Source organism: Dethiosulfovibrio peptidovorans DSM 11002 (genome assembly GCF_000172975.1).
Taxonomy (GTDB): domain Bacteria; phylum Synergistota; class Synergistia; order Synergistales; family Dethiosulfovibrionaceae; genus Dethiosulfovibrio; species Dethiosulfovibrio peptidovorans.
The window spans coordinates 2,178,601-2,196,746 of sequence record NZ_ABTR02000001.1; the positions used below are offsets into that span (position 1 = coordinate 2,178,601).

Sequence of the window (18,146 nt, forward strand, 5' to 3'; positions counted from 1 at the left end):
CGTTGAATTATAACACCTGCATCCTCATATCTTCGTAGGAAATCCATTGAAAAGGGAGAAACAGAAAAAAGCTTATGGAGGGGTTGCACGATATCAAGTGAGATGTTATAGTACTTCGGTCGCCGCAGGGTGGCACGAAACTTGAAAAGAGAATACAGCGCATGAGAAGAACTAGCGTAACTCGAAAAATTTTATGGAGAGTTTGATCCTGGCTCAGGACGAACGCTGGCGGCGTGCTTAACACATGCAAGTGGGACGAAGGTATGTACTTGAAAGCTTCGGCTGGACGGTACATATACTGAGTCGCGGACGGGTGAGTAAAGCGTGAGGACCTGTCCATCAGAGGGGGATAGCCCCGGGAAACCGGGATTAAAACCCCATAAGCCCAAGGGTGAAAAGGAGCAATCCGCTGATGGAGGGTCTCGCGTCCTATCAGGTAGTTGGTGGGGTAAAGGCCTACCAAGCCGAAGACGGGTAGCCGGACTGAGAGGTTGACCGGCCACATTGGAACTGAGATACGGTCCAGACTCCTACGGGAGGCAGCAGTGGGGAATATTGGGCAATGGGCGGAAGCCTGACCCAGCGACGCCGCGTGAGGGAAGACGGTCTTCGGATTGTAAACCTCTGTTGCAGGGGAAGAAGGAAGTGACGGTACCCTGCGAGGAAGCCCCGGCAAACTACGTGCCAGCAGCCGCGGTAACACGTAGGGGGCGAGCGTTGTCCGGAATTACTGGGCGTAAAGGGCGCGTAGGCTGCGAGGCAAGTCGGGTGTAAAAGGCACGGGCTCAACCCGTGTGTGCACTCGAAACTGTCTTGCTGGAGGGGTAGAGAGGCAAGCGGAATTCCCGGTGTAGCGGTGAAATGCGTAGATATCGGGAAGAACACCAGTGGCGAAGGCGGCTTGCTGGCTACACCCTGACGCTGAGGCGCGAAAGCCAGGGGAGCGAACCGGATTAGATACCCGGGTAGTCCTGGCAGTAAACGATGAATGCTAGGTGTGGGTGGGTCAAACCATCCGTGCCGCAGTTAACGCGATAAGCATTCCGCCTGGGGAGTACGGCCGCAAGGTTGAAACTCAAAGGAATTGACGGGGGCCCGCACAAGCGGTGGAGCACGTGGTTTAATTCGATGCAAACCGAAGAACCTTACCTGGGCTTGACATCTAGGTGGTATTGACCTGAAAGGTGATAGACCATATTTTCGGATATGGAGCCTAGACAGGTGCTGCATGGCTGTCGTCAGCTCGTGTCGTGAGATGTTGGGTTAAGTCCCGCAACGAGCGCAACCCCTATTGTCAGTTGCTAACGATTGAAGGCGAGCACTCTGGCGAGACTGCCGGCGACAAGCCGGAGGAAGGTGGGGACGACGTCAAGTCATCATGGCCCTTATGTCCAGGGCAACACACATGCTACAATGGCCGATACAGAGGGAAGCGAAGGCGCGAGTTGGAGCGGATCCCACAAAGTCGGTCCCAGTTCGGATTGCAGTCTGCAACTCGACTGCATGAAGTTGGAATCGCTAGTAATCGCAAATCAGCTAAGTTGCGGTGAATACGTTCCCGGGCCTTGTACACACCGCCCGTCACACCATCCGAGTTGGGTGCACCCGAAGCCGGAGGCCGAACCCTTAGGGGGCGGATCCGTCGAAGGTGTGTCTGGTAAGGAGGGTGAAGTCGTAACAAGGTAGCCGTACCGGAAGGTGCGGCTGGATCACCTCCTTTCTAAGGAGTACGTTCTTTTATGTTCTATCATGCGCTGTTCTCTTTCTTTTTAGTGGGCCGGTAGCTCAGGCGGCTAGAGCACTCGGCTGATAACCGAGAGGTCAGTGGTTCAAGTCCACTTCGGCCCACCAAGTTTTCGTTTTTTTCTATGGGGGTGTAGCTCAGTCGGGAGAGCGCCTGCTTTGCACGCAGGAGGTCGTCGGTTCGATTCCGGTCACCTCCACCAATGAAGATACCAAGATGGAGAGCGTTCTGCATAGATGTAGGACGTTTTTTGCTTTCCGTTTGGTAGTTCCTTGACAAAGGAATAGAGAAAGCAAAGAGAGGTTAAGGTAATAAGGGCATACGGTGGATGCCTAGGCACCTGAAGCCGAAGAAAGACGTGGCAAGCTGCGAAAAGCCACGGGTAGGAGCAAGCATCCTTTGATCCGTGGATATCTGAATGGGGCAACCCGGCCGAGCAACCCTCGGTCATCCCGTAAGGGAAGGAACCCGGCGAAGTGAAACATCTCAGTAGCCGGAGGAAAAGAAATCGAGAGAGATACCCTGAGTAGTGGTGAGCGAAAGGGGAGCAGCCTAAACCCGGTAAGTGTAAGACTGCAATCGTTGCTTATGGGGGGTTGTGGGAATATGTACTCGTGACTTGCAGGTTGCGACAGCAGTTACAAAAGAAATCGTTAGACGAACCGTGTTGGGAAAGCGGACCGCAGAGGGTGAAAGTCCCGTAGTCGAAAGCGAAATCTCTGTTGACATATCTCCCGAGTAGGCCGGAGCACGAGGAATTCCGGTTGAATCCGGGCGGACCATCGTCCAAGGCTAAACACTTCAGGTGACCGATAGCGAATAGTACCGAGAGGGAAAGGTGAAAAGCACCCCTGGCGGGGAGTGAAACAGACCTGAACCCGTATGCCTACAAGCAATCGGAGCTGGAAATGCCGCGAGGCATGGAAAGTGACGGTGTGCCTATTGAAAAATGAGCCTGCGAGATACTGCGTGTAGCAAGGTTAAGGGCTATAAGGTCCGCAGCCGAAGGGAAACCGAGTCTTAACAGGGCGCAAGTTTCACGTAGTAGACCCGAAGCCCGACGATCTAGCCATGGCCAGGTTGAAGTGAGGGTGAAACCTCATGGAGGACCGAACCAGTATCTGTTGAAAAAGATTTGGATGAGCTGTGGTTAGGAGTGAAAAGCTAATCGAGTTGGGTAATAGCTGGTTCTCCCCGAAATGCATTGAGGTGCAGCCTCAGGTATTTCGTCTCGGGGGTAGAGCACTGGATGGATGCGGGGGACTGGGGTCCTACCAAATTCAACTAAACTCCGAATACCGAGACGTGAAGCCTGGGAGTGAGACTACGGGTGATAAGGTCCGTGGTCGAAAGGGAAACAGCCCAGACCGTCGGCTAAGGTCCCAAAGACATGCTAAGTGTGGCAAGGATGTGGAGATGCCCAAACAGCCAGGAGGTTGGCTTAGAAGCAGCCATCCTTTAAAGAGTGCGTAATAGCTCACTGGTCGAGGATCTCTGCGCCGAAAATGTAGGGGGCTAAGCATGACACCGAAGCCACGGGATGTATGTAAATACATCGGTAGGGGAGCGTTGCCATTGGAGTGAAGCCGTATTGTAAAGTGCGGTGGACCGATGGGAAGTGAGAATGCAGGCATGAGTAACGACAAACAAGTGAGAATCTTGTTCACCGGAAGACCAAGGTTTCCTGGGGAAGGTTGATCCGCCCAGGGTTAGGCGGGACCTAAGGCGAGGCTGAGAAGCGTAGTCGATGGACAGCAGGTAGACATTCCTGCCCCGTTCTTGGACGTTATTACCGAAGTGGTGACGCAGGAGGCTAGGTGTAGCCGGCGGATGGAAGAGCCGGTCCAAGGGAGTAGGCAGGGTAGGCAGGAAAATCCACCTACCTGATAATGCTGAGACCTGAAGGGGAGTGCTTACGAGCGCGAAGACATTGACGCCACGCTGCCGAGAAAAGCCACTAGGGAGGAAGAGAACGCCCGTACCCGAAACCGACACAGGTGGTCTGGCTGAGAAGGCTAAGGTGAGTGGAATAACCATCGTTAAGGAACTCTGCAAGTTGACTCCGTAACTTCGGGAGAAGGAGTGCCACCCTGGTGAAGCTAATGCTGGTGGAGCTGAGGGTGGTCGCAGAAACCAGGCCCAAGCGACTGTTTACTAAAAACACAGGACTCTGCAGAAGGCGCAAGCCGACGTATAGGGTCTGACGCCTGCCCGGTGCTGGAAGGTTAAGGGGAGAGGTTAGTCTTCGGGCGAAGCTTTGAACCGAAGCCCCCAGTAAACGGCGGCCGTAACTATAACGGTCCTAAGGTAGCGAAATTCCTTGTCGGGTAAGTTCCGACCTGCACGAATGGCGTAACGATTTGGGCGCTGTCTCGACGATGGATCCCAGTGAAATTGTGGTACCGGTAAAGACACCGGTTACCCGTGGTGGGACGGAAAGACCCCGTGGAGCTTTACTGTAGCCTGGCATTGGGACTCGGCACATCATGTACAGGATAGGTGGGAGCCTGAGAAGCGAGTACGTCAGTATTCGTGGAGGCGTTGTTGGGATACCACCCTTGTTGTGTTAAGTTTCTAACCGCTGCTTCTGAATCGGAGAGCGGGACATTGTCAGGTGGGCAGTTTGACTGGGGCGGTCGCCTCCTAAAGAGTAACGGAGGCGCGCAAAGGTCATCTCAGGGCGAATGGAAAACGCCCGAAGAGCGTAAGGGTATAAGATGGCTTGACTGTGAGACAGACATGTCGAACAGAGACGAAAGTCGGTCCTAGTGATCCGGCGGTACCGAATGGAAGGGCCGTCGCTCATCGGATAAAAGCTACCCCGGGGATAACAGGCTGATCTCCCCCGAGAGTTCCCATCGACGGGGAGGTTTGGCACCTCGATGTCGGCTCGTCGCATCCTGGGGCTGAAGCAGGTCCCAAGGGTTGGTCTGTTCGCCCATTAAAGCGGTACGTGAGCTGGGTTTAGAACGTCGTGAGACAGTTCGGTCCCTATCCACCATGGGCGTAAGGTATTTGAGGAGAGCTGCTCCTAGTACGAGAGGACCGGAGTGGACGCACCGCTGGTGTACCAGTTGTGTCGCCAGATGCATAAGCTGGGTAGCTATGTGCGGAACGGATAACCGCTGAAGGCATCTAAGCGGGAAGCCGCCTCCAAGATGAGATACCTCACTGCGTAAGCAGGTAAGGCGTCCCGTAGACGACGGGGCAGATAGGCCGGAGGTGGAAGCGTGGCAACGCGTGGAGCTGACCGGTACTAATACGCCGAGGCCTTAACCTCTTTTTGTTTTCTTTGTTCCTTGTCAGGGAGCTTATATATAGTTTGGAAAGATTCTTGGTGGCTTTTGCGGAGGGGGTACACCCGGTCCCATGCCGAACCCGGCAGTTAAGCCCTCCAGCGCCGATGGTACTGCGATTCGCTTCGTGGGAGAGTAGGTCGCTGCCAAGAGTCTTTTCTCCTTTCTACGACCAGCCCCGACCATCCTTCGATGGTCGGGGCTGGTCGCGTTATTATTCTGTATATTTCCTCTCCTGTTTGACCTCTTGAAAAGAAACTCCATCTCTGATATACTCTCCAAGTCTTGAAGAAACGAGGACATCGCGGGGTGGAGCAGTTGGTAGCTCGTCGGGCTCATAACCCGAAGGTCGCAGGTTCAAGTCCTGCCCCCGCAACCAATATATGGCGGTGTAGCTCAGTTGGCTAGAGCATACGGTTCATACCCGTAGTGTCACTGGTTCGATTCCAGTCACCGCCACCATCGACCGATTCAGCCCCTTGAGAAGGGGCTTTCTTTTTTAAGGGTATATTTAAGATCGTTTGACTGACTAGTTCCACGGTGATATCATCTTTTTGTTTAAAATGATGCCCGAGTGGTGGAATTGGTAGACACAAGGGACTTAAAATCCCTCGCCTGTAAAGGCATACCGGTTCGAGCCCGGTCTCGGGCACCAATATCGTTCTTTATCGTCTGTTCATGACGGTATGAGGAGGACTCTACAAGGAGTCCTCCTGTTTTTTTACCGGTTAAGTTGCATCGTATTTGACGTCGTGATAAAGTTATTGTCGCTTTATCGCTTTAAAGTGAGGAGGATCAGCTATGAGCCATATTTTAAGACTTGATAAGAACGAGTGTCCCTATTCGATTCCTTCGTACATGAAGGACGATGTCGATAGAGCCCTTCTATCCGTGGAACCCAACAGGTATCCCGATCCCACTTACGGAGAGCTTCGTCAGGTGTTAGGAGATTATGTCGATTTTCCAGCAAGTTCAATCGTACCGGGAAACGGCGGGGACGAAATCCTATGGATGATCTTTGCTGCGTGGATAAAACCTGGAGATACGGTGTTGACTTTGAATCCGTCTTTTTCTCAATACGAACACATGTGTAAGGTGTTCAACGCCAGACATCTCCCCGTTCCCATGGTCTTTGACGAGACTGTTTTTAAGGTCTCGGTAGATGAAGCGGCTTTTATAGGGGCAATAAAAGAGGCTTCTCCGTCTTTGATACTCTTGGATTCCCCCAATAATCCCAGTGGAACGGTCCTCTCCGACGATTTTATAAATTCGGTGGTGGAGAACTCCTCCTGTCCCGTCATAGTGGACGAAGCCTACGGTGAGTTTGCCTCCAGGAGATATCTCGATCGTTTTACCACCGAGACCCTTCCCGAAAGGGTCTCGGTCTTGAAGACGATGTCCAAGGCATGGGGTATAGCCGGATTGAGAGTGGGGTGTCTCGTGACTTCAGAAAAGGTATCCCGTCTTCTGAACGATCTAAGGAGTCCGTTTAACGTCAACGTATATTCCGAGGCGGTGGCTCTGACCCTGCTGAAAAATCGTTCTTGGCTGGAGGAGAGGATAAAGACCATCGTTTCGACCAGGGAAAAATTCAGAGAATCCCTTGCAGAGATGTCTCAATGGAAAGTTCTACCCAGCGAGGGCAACTTTCTCCTGGTCGATAGTCCTATACCTGGAGACGAGTTGATCTCTACGCTGAGGGATAGACATGTGGAGGTGAAGAGGTTCAATCTGCCTTGGGAGGGCGAGTGGATTCGTATAACCGTAGGTACCGATGACGAGATGAATCGTTTGCTCTCTGTAATGGAGAAACTGTAAATCCTTTCTTGTGTACTTGTAGACTCTATTGGTTGGTGATACTATGATGTAGAGATTTTGAAGATATCAGGAGGCAGGAAAGGAGGATTCAGGACGTGGAAAAATGGAAAGATCGTCTTACCGATCAGCTCTGTTCAGCCGTTCTGTCGTTAGAATCCCAGGAAGAGGTCTATTCGTTTCTGGAGGATATCGCCACTATCGGCGAGATAAGAGCGTTGGCGCAACGTCTTGAAGTCGCAAGGCTTTTACGTGATGGTTATACCTATCCTCAGATAGCTCAGCAAACCGGTGCCAGCACGGCCACTATAAGTCGGGTGAAAAAATTCCTGGAATACGGTGCCGACGGTTACAGAATTGTCCTGGAACGCCTCCAAAAGGGCACGAAGGAATAATTCCGACATAATTACAAATCCCTTGGGGGAGGTCTGATGTCAGGACTTCCCCCAAGTTGTGTCTCTATCTCTCGTCGTTTTATGGCAGCTCCGTCAGTTCTGTTGTAAAATACGGAAGCTGTCCCTAGGGAGGGTATTTTTCCTGGGTTCCATATATGTGGTCGTGCGGACCTCACGGGGAGGTTCTTTTTTTTCTTTTATCCCGTCCGGAGGTGTGATAAAGGTGAGACGTTGTTCCGAGCAATTAGGAAAGGCCTTACACCGTGCCGGCGTCAGACAGGGATGGTGGAATGCTAAAAGGATAGCGGTGGCAGTCTCCGGAGGAAGTGACTCAATGGCGTTGCTTTGGTTGATGCTTAACTGTTGGCCCAACGATATCTCGGTAATCCATGTCGAGCATGGGATAAGAGGAGATTCGTCCAAAGCGGATGCCTGTTTTGTCAAAGAACACTGCAAAAAGCTGGACATACCGTGTTTCATACTCTCGAGGGACGTCCCAGTCGAGGCTATGAAGGGAGAGTCCCTGGAACAGGCTGCTCGTAGAATACGCCACGAGGCCTTGGCATCCAAGGCGGAGGAGATAGGGTCGGATTTTGTGGCCCTGGGCCATAACTCGGATGATACAGTGGAGACATTTTTTCTCAACCTGGCCAGAGGTTCCGGAGCCTACGGGCTTGCCGGAATTCCCGAGGTCAGGGATCGTTTTGTCCGGCCAGTTCTGGAGGTCTCCAGGGATGAGCTGCGAGAGCTGCTGAAGGAAGTCGGATGGGGTTGGGTCGAGGACGAAAGCAATCAGGAAGACCTCTATCTCCGAAACAGGATAAGACACGAGGTCCTGCCTCTCTTGGAGAACAGGATAAACCGTGGAGTCCGTCGTCACGTGCTCTCATTGATAGAGGAGATGTCGGATCTCCGTAAGGAAGAAGAAAGAACTGCCTTCGACCTAGCTCGTTCTCTGTTCTCCTTTATGCCTTGGTCTCTCTACTCTCTGGATAGATCCGGCGTGATGGATCTATCGAAAAGGCACAGAATTTGGCTCTTTCGCCACGTAGGTAGAGAGCTTGGACTGAGAACTTTGTCTAGACACAGGACGGAGATCCTTTCGGATTTACTGGAACGCTCTTCCAGATGGCGTTTTCAATGGTCCGAGGACGTCGAGCTATGCTGCTGTAAGGACCATCTTATATGGCTGACGAAAGAGTCCCTGGAGGAAAGTCCTTCCCCAACGATCTTTCTGTCCCCTCCTAGAGGCGAATCAGAGTGGTCTGGTGAGGAGATCACCTGGTCTTATCTGGAGGAAGGAGCCCCCTTCAGAGAGGGGCTCGTGGCCAACGTCCCTGTCTTGTCGAAGAATGGGGAGTCCTTACTCGACGTAGTTTCTCTCTCTTCTATAGAAAAGAAGGAGAAAAAGGCCGTAAGAGGTAGTTTCCCATGGTGTATCGAAAATAAAATCCCAGTAGTGAGGATAAACGGAATACCCTATTGGTCTCCCAGGATCGGAAATTGGTCCGGGCGGTGGGCTTTTCCGCTGGATAGTGTAAAATGTGATGGTGTTTGTTTCATAAGGTTTACCCATCCCCATCAGGGGTAGGAAGGAGAGCGTCGGATGGATTACGAGGTTGCCGGAACCCTCATAGACGAGGATAGGCTAGCCCGAAGAGTTGCGGAATTGGGGAAGGCCATAAGCGTCGATTACAACGGCAGGGAACTCATCGTTATAGGAATACTGAGGGGAGCGGTCATATTCATGGCCGATCTGGTTCGAGCTATAGACGATAATGTCGATGTCAGCATGGATTTTATGAGTGTCTCCTCTTATGGGGATTCCACGAAGTCCAGTGGCGTGGTGCGCATAAACAAAGACCTGGATAACTCTATAAAGGACAAAGATGTTCTCATAGTGGAGGATATCGTCGATACGGGGCTTACCCTTTCCTATCTCAGGAGGGTCTTGATGGAGCGAGGACCGAAAAGTTTGGCGATATGTTCTCTGTTAGACAAGAAAGAGAGGCGGATCGCCGATATCTCTGTCGATTACGTCGGCTTCGATATACCCGATCTTTTCGTCGTAGGATACGGCCTGGATTATTCGGAGAGATGGCGTAACCTTCGGTCGGTCCACTCGGTGGAGCCTACGATCGAGGCATAACTGGAAGGAGGTAAAAATTTGCAGCGATTGGTAAAGAACCTCGGGCTCTACCTGATCCTGATCGTTCTGGTTGTGAGTCTGGTAAACGTCTTTCTCTCGCCGGAACAAAGAGGAGTCAACGTAAGAGACCTGAGCTACAGCCAGTTTCTTCACGAAGTTGATAGCGGTCGTATAAAGTCGGTGGTCATAAACGATTCCATCCTGACCGGCAAGACGGTGGACGGCAAGGACTTTGTCACCTACGTGATAGGGGCGGGAGACATAGCCCAAGATATCACCCAAAAAGGGGTGGACGTAAAAATAGCTCCTCCTCAGAAAAATCCTTGGTGGGTCACCATGATGTCATCTCTGTTCCCGACGTTGCTCCTCATAGGAGTCTGGATATTCTTCCTGTACCATATGCAGGGCGGTGGCGGAAAGGTGATGAGTTTTGCCAAGAGCAAGGCCAAGATGTTCCTCGACAACCGTCCTAAGGTCACCTTTGACGATGTCGCCGGGTGCGACGAATCGAAAGAGGAGCTCCAGGAGGTAATCGAATATCTCAAGGACCCGTCCCGTTTTACCAAGCTCGGTGCCACCGTTCCCAAGGGAGTCCTGCTTCTGGGACCTCCAGGCACCGGTAAAACCCTTTTGGCCAGAGCCTGTGCAGGGGAGGCGGCGGTACCTTTTTTCAGCACCAGCGGATCCGATTTTGTAGAGATGTTCGTAGGGGTAGGAGCCTCAAGGGTTCGCGATCTCTTCGAGCAGGCCAGGAAGTATCAACCCTGTATAGTCTTCATAGACGAGATTGACGCGGTCGGAAGACAGAGGGGGGCAGGCCTAGGAGGCGGACACGACGAGAGGGAGCAGACATTAAATCAGCTCCTTGTGGAGATGGACGGATTCGACGAGAAAACCGGTATAATTTTGATCGCCGCCACCAACCGTTCGGATGTCCTCGATCCCGCCCTGATGAGGCCGGGAAGGTTCGACCGTCATATTGTGGTGGATCGCCCCGATGTCAGAGGACGTAAGGCCATACTGGACGTCCATATAAAAGAGAAAAAACTGGACGAATCGGTGAACCTCGAGGTAGTCGCAAAGAGAACTCCCGGTTTTGTGGGAGCCGATCTGGCCAACCTGGTAAACGAGGCTGCTCTGTTGGCTGCCAGATCCGGTAAAGAGAGAATATCCATGGACGAGCTTGAGGAAGGGATCGACCGTGTCTTAGCCGGTCCGGAGAGGAAGAGCCGTCTAATAGGAGAGAAGGAAAAGAATATTATCGCGTTCCACGAGACAGGCCACGCTTTGGTGGCGAAATTTATTCCGGGATGCGATCCGGTTCATAAAATATCCATCATTCCCAGAGGTAGCATGGCCTTGGGCTACACCTTACAGCTTCCTGAAGAAGATCGTTTCCTCATGTCGAGGAACGAGCTTTTGAACAACATCTGCGTTCTTTTAGGAGGAAGGGTCACTGAAGAACTGGTTTTCGGTGATATAACTACCGGAGCCACCAATGACCTGGAGAGGGCCACTCAGATAGCGAGGCAGATGGTGACCCAATACGGGATGAGCGAAAATCTGGGTCCTGTCACCCTCGGGAAAAAGCAACACGAGATATTCCTCGGCAGGGATATTGCGGAGGACAGGAACTACAGCGAGGAGATCGCCTACGCCATTGACAGAGAGGTTCGCTCCATCGTCGAGGGCTGTTACGAAAAGGTCAAGACCATCCTCTCGGACAACATGGATAAGGTGGATCTGGTCGCACAGACCCTTCTAGAGAGGGAAATAATAGACGGGAAGGAACTTTCCGTTCTTCTTGGAGAGGTCATTGAGGAGGAGGAGAAACAGGCGCCTCAGCCACAGGAGGACGATGTTAATTTCGACGAAGATTCGTCGCAAGAGGACATCCCCAAAGAGACTCCAGAAGAAGACGGAGTGAACTTTCAGGCATAATTAGATCGGGAGCGAGGGGATTTCCCCACGCTCCCTTCGTCTCTTTTCGGGAGGTGAAAGATATGCCCAGTCTTTTTAAACTCAAGTCACCCTGGGCTCCTTCGGGGGATCAGGGCCAGGCTATAGACAAACTATCCGAGGGATTCGAGAAGGGATTGAAGTATCAGACTCTCATGGGGGTGACCGGGAGCGGAAAGACCTTTACCGTAGCCAATGTGATACAGAAGGTCCAACGGCCCACACTGATCCTGGCTCACAACAAGACCCTGGCGGCTCAGCTCTACAGTGAGTTCAGGGACTTCTTCCCCGACAACGCCGTCCATTATTTCGTCAGTTACTACGATTACTATCAGCCGGAGGCCTATGTACCTTCGTCGGATACCTACATAGAGAAGGATGCCTCGGTCAACGATAGAATAGAGAAGCTACGTCTCGCCGCCACCAAAGCGCTGATAGAGAGAGAGGACGTAATAGTGGTCGCCAGCGTATCCTGTATATACGGTCTGGGAAAGAAAAAAACCTACGAGGAAGCAGTGATACCCTTCTCGGTGGGGGAGATCTGGGATCGAAGGACCTTCTTGGAATCCTTGATGGCGGGATACTACAGCAGAAACGACGTCGCCCTTTCCCCCGGTAACTTCAGGGTAAGAGGGGATGTGGTGGAGATATTTCCGGCTTACAGCGATACCTGTCTCAGGGTGGTGTTTTTCGACGACGAGATAGAATCCATCGAGGAGACAGACCCTGTTTCTGGAAAAACCGTTCTTCGCAAGGAGAGAGCTGCCATATATCCCGCTCAGCATTATGTCACGACGGACGAGGCGGTGGCAGGAGCGATGAAGGCGATCTCTGAGGAGATGAGGCAGCAGGTGGACCTTTTTACCTCTCAGGGAAAGTTCATAGAAGCTCAGAGGATAGAGAGCAGGACCAGATACGACATGGAGATGCTGGTCGAGACGGGGTATTGTTCCGGCATAGAGAACTACTCGAGGTATATGGACGGCCGCTCCGAGGGAGAGCCTCCCGGTACGTTGATAGACTTCTTCCCCGACGATTTTCTGCTGGTGGTGGACGAGTCCCACATCACCTTGCCTCAGGTTAGAGGAATGTTCAACGGAGACAGGGCCAGAAAGGAGACCCTGGTCAACCATGGATTTCGCCTACCGTCCTGTCTCGACAATCGCCCTCTTCGTTGGGAGGAGTTCTCTCGCTACATGAACAGGACCCTTTTTCTATCGGCTACGCCGGGGGACTGGGAATCGTCGATGTCGGAACGGATAGTCGAACAGGTTATAAGACCGACGGGCATACCGGATCCGGAGGTTTTGATAGTCCCCGCCTCAGGTCAGGTAGACGATCTTCTAGAACGATTGAGAGAGGTCATAGGCAAAGACGAGAGGGCACTGGTGACCACCTTAACCAAAAAGGGAGCGGAGGATCTTGGTGGCTATTTGGTAGACCTCGGCCTAAAGGCCAAGTATATTCACTCCGACCTGAACACCTTCGAGAGAGCGGACCTTATAAAGGAACTACGCTCCGGGGGCGTCTCGGTCCTGGTAGGGGTGAATCTGCTTCGTGAGGGAATGGACCTTCCAGAGGTGACGTTGGTGGCCATCCTCGATGCGGACAGAGAGGGATTTCTTCGATCGTACCGTTCGCTCATACAGGTTATGGGACGAGCCGCCAGAAACGTCAACTCCAAGGTGGTTCTCTACGCCGACGAGATGACCGACAGTATATCCAAAGCGGTGGACGAGACGGTAAGACGCAGGGAACTCCAGATAAAGTATAACGAAGAGCATAACATAGTGCCCAAGACGGTATATCGAGAGATAAGAACTCTCCTCCCTGAGGAATTGATGAAGGACGCCCTGCCTAAGGGGCCTGACAAATGGGAGGAGACCTTAGAGGGCATGGAGGAACGGGATCTCGAGAGGCTGATGTGGGAGGCCGTGGAGAAACTTCAATTCGAGAGGGCGGCTACCCTTAGAGACATACTGGGAACTATAAGGGGAGGGGAGATGCCCCGTGTCGCATCGGGTAATTCGCATCGTAGGCGCAAGAGAACATAACCTGAAGAATATATCGGTGGATATTCCGAAAGATACCCTGACGGTCATAACCGGACCTTCCGGTTCGGGAAAGTCCTCCCTGGCTTTCGATACCCTCTATGCGGAGGGGCAGAGAAGATACGTCGAGTCCCTGTCAGCCTACGCGAGACAGTTCCTCGGGGTTCAGAAAAAGCCGGACGTGGACGACATAGACGGACTTTCACCTGCAATATCCATCGAACAGAAAGGCGTTTCCCACAACCCTCGGTCGACTGTGGGGACCGTAACAGAGATATACGATCATCTACGACTCATTTTCGCCAGGATCGGCGTTCCCAGATGTCCGTCCTGCGGTGCCGAGCTTCACAGGCACAGCGTGGACGAGATGGTGGATCTGCTCTTGAGGGAAAAAGAGGGCAAAAAGGCGGAGATATTGGCGCCGGTGGTGAAGAGAAAAAAGGGAGCGTTTAAAAACCTCTTCGTCGACCTCAGAAAAAAAGGTTTTCTGCGGGTTCGAGTGGACGGCGAGGTCTATTGGCTGGAAGAGGACCTGGAGTTGGATAAAAAACGTCCTCACGACGTCGAAGTCGTGGTCGATCGTCTGAAGATTGTGGAGGATCGTAAAAGCAGGATGGCCGAAGCAATCCAGGTCTGCCTGGATCTAAGCGATGGATTCGTCTCGGTAGAGATCGAGGACGGAGAGCCCCGTAGACTTACGGAAAGACACGTCTGTCCCGATTGTGATACCTCTTTTCCCGATCTCGAACCGGCGCTTTTCTCGTTCAACAACCCTTCAGGGGCCTGTCCCGATTGTTCCGGTATAGGGATCCATAGGGCTTTCTCCGAGGACCTGGCAGTAGTGAGCGATTTGCCTCTTTTGGACGGAGCTTTGCTTCCGTGGCGTAAGAACCACTACATGCTTCGCCGTCTTACTTCTCTGCTCTCGTCTCTTGAAATAGACGGGGAGAGGCTTTACCGAGATCTCTCGGAGGAAGAGCGATCCATCGTGCTTAACGGCTCCGATAGAAAACTTCGGCTCACATTCGAGAGAAAAGGGGTTACATCTGAGTATATGGGACGCTATGAAGGCCTTCTGACCTGGTTGGACAGGCGTTGGCGCGAAAGCGACTCGGAGGCTGTAAGAGACGAGCTGTCCCAGTATCTATCGGAGGATATCTGTCGTTCCTGCTCCGGACTGAGACTTAGACCGGAGAGCCTCAGCGTATTCATAGGAAAATGGAACATAGGCCAGTTGGTCTCCATGCCTGTGGACGAGCTGTTGCAGGTGATCAAAAATCTCTCCTTAAACGACAGGGATAGCTCTATAATCGATCAGGTTCTCTCCGAGCTTATAAAACGGTTGGAGTTTTTGGTGCAGGTAGGAGCGGGATATCTTTCTCTGAACAGAAGGGCTGATACCTTGAGTGGAGGGGAGAGCCAGAGGATAAAGCTGGCTACCCAGATAGGCTCGAAGCTCACGGGCGTACTGTACGTCCTGGACGAACCTACGATAGGGCTGCATCCAAGAGACACTGGCAAGCTCATAGAGACACTTGCCACCATAAAGAGCATTGGCAATACCGTGGTGGTAGTGGAGCACGACAGAGACGTGATGAACTCCGCCGATTATTTAGTTGAGATAGGACCAGAGGCAGGAGAACAGGGAGGACAGCTGATCCGTCAAGGATATAGAGATGAATTCGACGATTCGGTGGGTAAAACCGGTCCCTACATCAGGGGAAAAGCCTCCGGCATATACAGAGATGGAAGGCTCTCTCCCGGGGAAGATAAACTGAAGATTTTGGGGGCCTCGGAAAATAACCTTAAGGATATGGACGTAGAGATTCCCCTAGGCAACCTGGTCTGTCTGACCGGGGTTTCCGGATCTGGAAAAAGCACGTTGCTGTACGACGTCATCTACAGAGGGATAAAAAGAAAGATGGATAAATCCTACAGGATAAGACCGGGAGCTCATCGAAACATAGAGGGATGGGAGAAGATCCGTAAGGTCGTCATGGTGGATCAGAGCCCTATCGGCCGTACTCCCCGGTCTAATCCGGCTACATACACCGGATTGTTCACCCATATCCGGGAGTTCTTCTCCCGGATGCCCGAGGCCAAAATAAAGGGATTCGCTCCCGGGAGGTTCAGCTTCAACGTAAGGGGCGGACGCTGCGAGGCCTGCGGAGGCGCTGGAGTCCAGAAAGTATCGATGTTGTTCATGCCGGATGTCTACGTCGACTGTGAGGTCTGCGGAGGAAAAAGGTACAATAGAGAGACCCTGGAAGTGACATACAGGGGTAAAAACATAGCGGATGTGCTGGACATGACGGTGGACGAAGCCCTAGGACATTTCAGCGAAATACCGGCCATCGCCTCCAGATTGGCCTTCATACAGGATGCCGGGCTGGGTTATATTAAGCTCGGTCAATCTGCCTTGACCCTCAGCGGAGGAGAGGCCCAGAGGGTGAAGTTGGCAAAGGAACTCGGCCGCAGATCGGGAAAGGGAACCCTGTATCTCCTGGACGAGCCGACTACCGGTCTTTTCTACACCGACGTAGTAAAATTGATAAAGATACTGAGAAAATTGGTGGATCAGGGAAACAGCGTGGTGGTCATAGAGCACAATCTGGACGTCATATGTTCCGGAGATTACGTCGTAGACCTTGGTCCGGAAGGCGGCGTCGGTGGCGGAAACTTGGTCGCCTCGGGAACCCCCGAGGCTTTGTCTGAGAAAAAATCTGGGTATACCGGTTATCATATAGACCGTTATCTTGAGGAAGGGAGATGGCTGACCTGAAGGATAAAAGAAAAGTCCGATCGGATCGTTCCAAAGGAAGAACCACGAGCTCCCGTCGTTCGGAAGATAAAGATCTATGCTGGGGTAGAAACGCCGTAATATCTATGCTCGAGACGGTTCCCTCAGCCTGTAAAAAGATATATCTGGCCACAGGTATCCAGACCACATTTCGAGACGACCTTCTGAGTTTGGCTGGCAAGAATGCCGTTGAGGTGACTGAGGCCAACGGATCCTATCTGGACGAGATCACCGGAGGAGAAAAACACCAGGGTATAGTGGCGAATATAGATTTGCCAAAACCGAGGGATCTCTCACAGTTCTCTCCGAAAAAAGGCCCTTCGCTTTTGTTGGCTATGGATCACGTGAAGGACCCTCATAATTTCGGAGCGATGATAAGAACGGCTGAGGCTGTAGGGGCACTCGGGGTGATATACCCCTCCAGAAGATCGGTAGGCGTAACGGGAACCGTGATAAAAACCAGTGCTGGTGCGGCTTTTAGGGTTCCCCTGTACGAGGTGACCAATCTGGTTCGCTCTATGGAAATCCTCAAGAAGGAAGGATATTGGGTGGTCGGTTTGGACCATGAGGAACCTCGAGATATATGGTCCAGTCCTCTGCCTGATAAACTTGTGCTTATGGTGGGTTCAGAGGGGGAGGGGCTGTCCAGGCTTTCTTCGGAGAGATGCGACGATCTTCGCAGAATTCCCATGGTCGGGAAGACCGGGTCTCTGAACGCCAGTGTCGCTGCGGCTTTGGGTATGTTTGAATGGCGTAGATTAAACCCATTGGCGGAATAGAACGAGAGGAGCTGTCCGGATTGAACGATGTGAGACGTAAAATCGCTGTAGTCGGAGCCGGTGCCTTAGGAGGTGCCGTCGCCGAGGGGCTCTATCTTAAGGGGCAGGACGTCATGGTCTACGATACGAGCGCCGAAAGACGTCTGGACATGGAGGGTAAGGGAATCTCCGTAGCCGATGAAATGGACGAGGCCCTGGCGCACGGTGAAATTGTATTCTGGGCCTTGAAGCCACATATCGTTTTGTCGGTGATAGAGACCAACTCCGACAAGCTCTCAGGAAAACTCTGTTGTTCTCTGGCGGCCTGCGTGGATTTGGAGCTATTGAAGAAGAACGCTTCCGATGCCCGTTGGACTAGGGCCATGACCAATATATGTGCGTCGGTATGCAAGGCTTTCACCGGATATAGCCTATCGGCTGAGGTTACCGAAAAAGACAAAGAGTTTCTTCGCGAAGTTCTATCCTGTATCGGATTGGCTCGGGAAGTCTCCGAAGGCGATCTGGACGGCATTACCGGAATATCCGGTTCCGGTCCGGCCTATGTCTTCACTATCCTGGAGTCCTTCATCCAGGGCGGACTGGCCTCCGGTCTGAAAGCGGATGTCTCCTTCGAGGCCGCGGCGATGACCCTGATAGGATCCGCCGAGCTTGCCCTGAGGGGAGGGGAACACCCTGCGGCTTATAAAGACAGGGTCTGCACTCCCGCTGGCACGACCATAGATGCCTTGAGGGTTATCGAATCCGGTGGTCTCAGGACGTCTATTATCGAGGCGGTCGTCACTGCCAGCGAGAAGGGACGTTCCGGATCTCGTGCTTTGAGGGAAAAGCTATCGGGTAGATAGAAGCTCTTTATGCCGGAGTAGTGGAGATCGGAGATTGACAATAAGCCCTATCCCATGTAAAATTCTCTGGCGTTGGCGGGTGGTTAGTTCAGGGGTAGAACGCTTCCTTGACGCGGAAGAGGTCAGAGGTTCGATTCCTCTACCACCCACCATTTAAGTTTAGGATACAATCGAATAAAGCCCCCGGGTGGTTAGTTCAGGGGTAGAACGCTTCCTTGACGCGGAAGAGGTCAGAGGTTCGATTCCTCTACCACCCACCATTGAGTACAAAGCTTCGACCACGGTCGGAGCTTTTTTTGTAACTTTTAACCCGTAA

General features: G+C 52.4%; 9 protein-coding genes, 7 tRNA genes and 3 rRNA genes. All 19 read left to right on the forward strand.

What is annotated here, in order from left to right; genetic code table 11:
- The first annotated feature begins 190 nt into the window (after positions 1 to 190).
- The 19 genes from DPEP_RS10475 (at position 191) to DPEP_RS10565 (ending at position 18,090) form a co-directional block, all read left to right on the forward strand.
- Positions 191 to 1,720 (forward strand): 16S ribosomal RNA (locus DPEP_RS10475).
- A 54-nt stretch (positions 1,721 to 1,774) separates the two neighbouring features.
- Positions 1,775 to 1,851: transfer RNA gene (locus DPEP_RS10480), tRNA-Ile, on the forward strand.
- Positions 1,852 to 1,870: 19 nt separating this feature from the next.
- Positions 1,871 to 1,946: transfer RNA gene (locus DPEP_RS10485), tRNA-Ala, on the forward strand.
- Between the two features lie 99 nt (positions 1,947 to 2,045).
- Positions 2,046 to 5,024, forward strand: a 23S ribosomal RNA gene (locus tag DPEP_RS10490).
- A 53-nt stretch (positions 5,025 to 5,077) separates the two neighbouring features.
- Positions 5,078 to 5,192 (forward strand): 5S ribosomal RNA (gene rrf, locus DPEP_RS10495).
- Together the 16S, 23S and 5S rRNA genes with 5 tRNA genes alongside form the textbook arrangement of a ribosomal RNA operon.
- A 151-nt stretch (positions 5,193 to 5,343) precedes the next feature.
- Positions 5,344 to 5,419, forward strand: a tRNA-Met gene (locus DPEP_RS10500).
- Positions 5,420 to 5,425: 6 nt separating this feature from the next.
- Positions 5,426 to 5,502, forward strand: a tRNA-Met gene (locus tag DPEP_RS10505).
- A gap of 106 nt (positions 5,503 to 5,608) precedes the next feature.
- Positions 5,609 to 5,695: transfer RNA gene (locus DPEP_RS10510), tRNA-Leu, on the forward strand.
- A 146-nt stretch (positions 5,696 to 5,841) separates the two neighbouring features.
- Positions 5,842 to 6,858: a pyridoxal phosphate-dependent aminotransferase gene (locus DPEP_RS10515; protein WP_005661953.1), complete on the forward strand. Its 1,017-nt coding sequence runs from the start codon at positions 5,842 to 5,844 to the stop codon at positions 6,856 to 6,858.
- A 95-nt stretch (positions 6,859 to 6,953) separates the two neighbouring features.
- Entirely contained in the window at positions 6,954 to 7,250 is a 297-nt protein-coding gene (locus tag DPEP_RS10520) for a YerC/YecD family TrpR-related protein (RefSeq protein WP_005661955.1), read from the forward strand.
- Between the two features lie 223 nt (positions 7,251 to 7,473).
- Complete coding sequence (gene tilS / locus DPEP_RS12900; protein ID WP_005661957.1) at positions 7,474 to 8,841, forward strand: tRNA lysidine(34) synthetase TilS; 1,368 nt, start codon at positions 7,474 to 7,476, stop codon at positions 8,839 to 8,841.
- Positions 8,842 to 8,856: 15 nt separating this feature from the next.
- The gene (gene hpt / locus DPEP_RS10530; protein ID WP_005661959.1) at positions 8,857 to 9,399 is read left to right on the forward strand and encodes a hypoxanthine phosphoribosyltransferase; all 543 of its coding nucleotides are present in this window, start codon (positions 8,857 to 8,859) and stop codon (positions 9,397 to 9,399) included.
- A gap of 18 nt (positions 9,400 to 9,417) precedes the next feature.
- A complete protein-coding gene (ftsH, locus tag DPEP_RS10535; RefSeq protein WP_005661961.1) occupies positions 9,418 to 11,340 on the forward strand; it encodes an ATP-dependent zinc metalloprotease FtsH in 1,923 nt (640 codons plus the stop codon).
- A 62-nt stretch (positions 11,341 to 11,402) separates the two neighbouring features.
- Complete coding sequence (gene uvrB / locus DPEP_RS10540) at positions 11,403 to 13,412, forward strand: excinuclease ABC subunit UvrB (RefSeq protein WP_005661963.1); 2,010 nt, start codon at positions 11,403 to 11,405, stop codon at positions 13,410 to 13,412.
- The gene (uvrA, locus tag DPEP_RS10545) at positions 13,369 to 16,191 is read left to right on the forward strand and encodes an excinuclease ABC subunit UvrA (protein WP_005661965.1); all 2,823 of its coding nucleotides are present in this window, start codon (positions 13,369 to 13,371) and stop codon (positions 16,189 to 16,191) included. The genes uvrB and uvrA overlap by 44 nt, the downstream gene beginning before the upstream one ends.
- Complete coding sequence (gene rlmB / locus DPEP_RS10550; RefSeq protein ID WP_005661966.1) at positions 16,179 to 16,988, forward strand: 23S rRNA (guanosine(2251)-2'-O)-methyltransferase RlmB; 810 nt, start codon at positions 16,179 to 16,181, stop codon at positions 16,986 to 16,988. Before uvrA ends, rlmB begins: the two co-directional genes overlap by 13 nt.
- A 29-nt stretch (positions 16,989 to 17,017) precedes the next feature.
- Positions 17,018 to 17,830 carry a pyrroline-5-carboxylate reductase gene (proC, locus tag DPEP_RS10555; RefSeq protein ID WP_040383415.1) on the forward strand — a complete coding sequence of 271 codons (813 nt, stop codon included), beginning with the start codon at positions 17,018 to 17,020 and terminating at the stop codon, positions 17,828 to 17,830.
- Between the two features lie 77 nt (positions 17,831 to 17,907).
- Positions 17,908 to 17,982: transfer RNA gene (locus DPEP_RS10560), tRNA-Val, on the forward strand.
- Positions 17,983 to 18,015: 33 nt separating this feature from the next.
- Positions 18,016 to 18,090: transfer RNA gene (locus DPEP_RS10565), tRNA-Val, on the forward strand.
- The last annotated feature ends 56 nt before the right edge of the window (positions 18,091 to 18,146 follow it).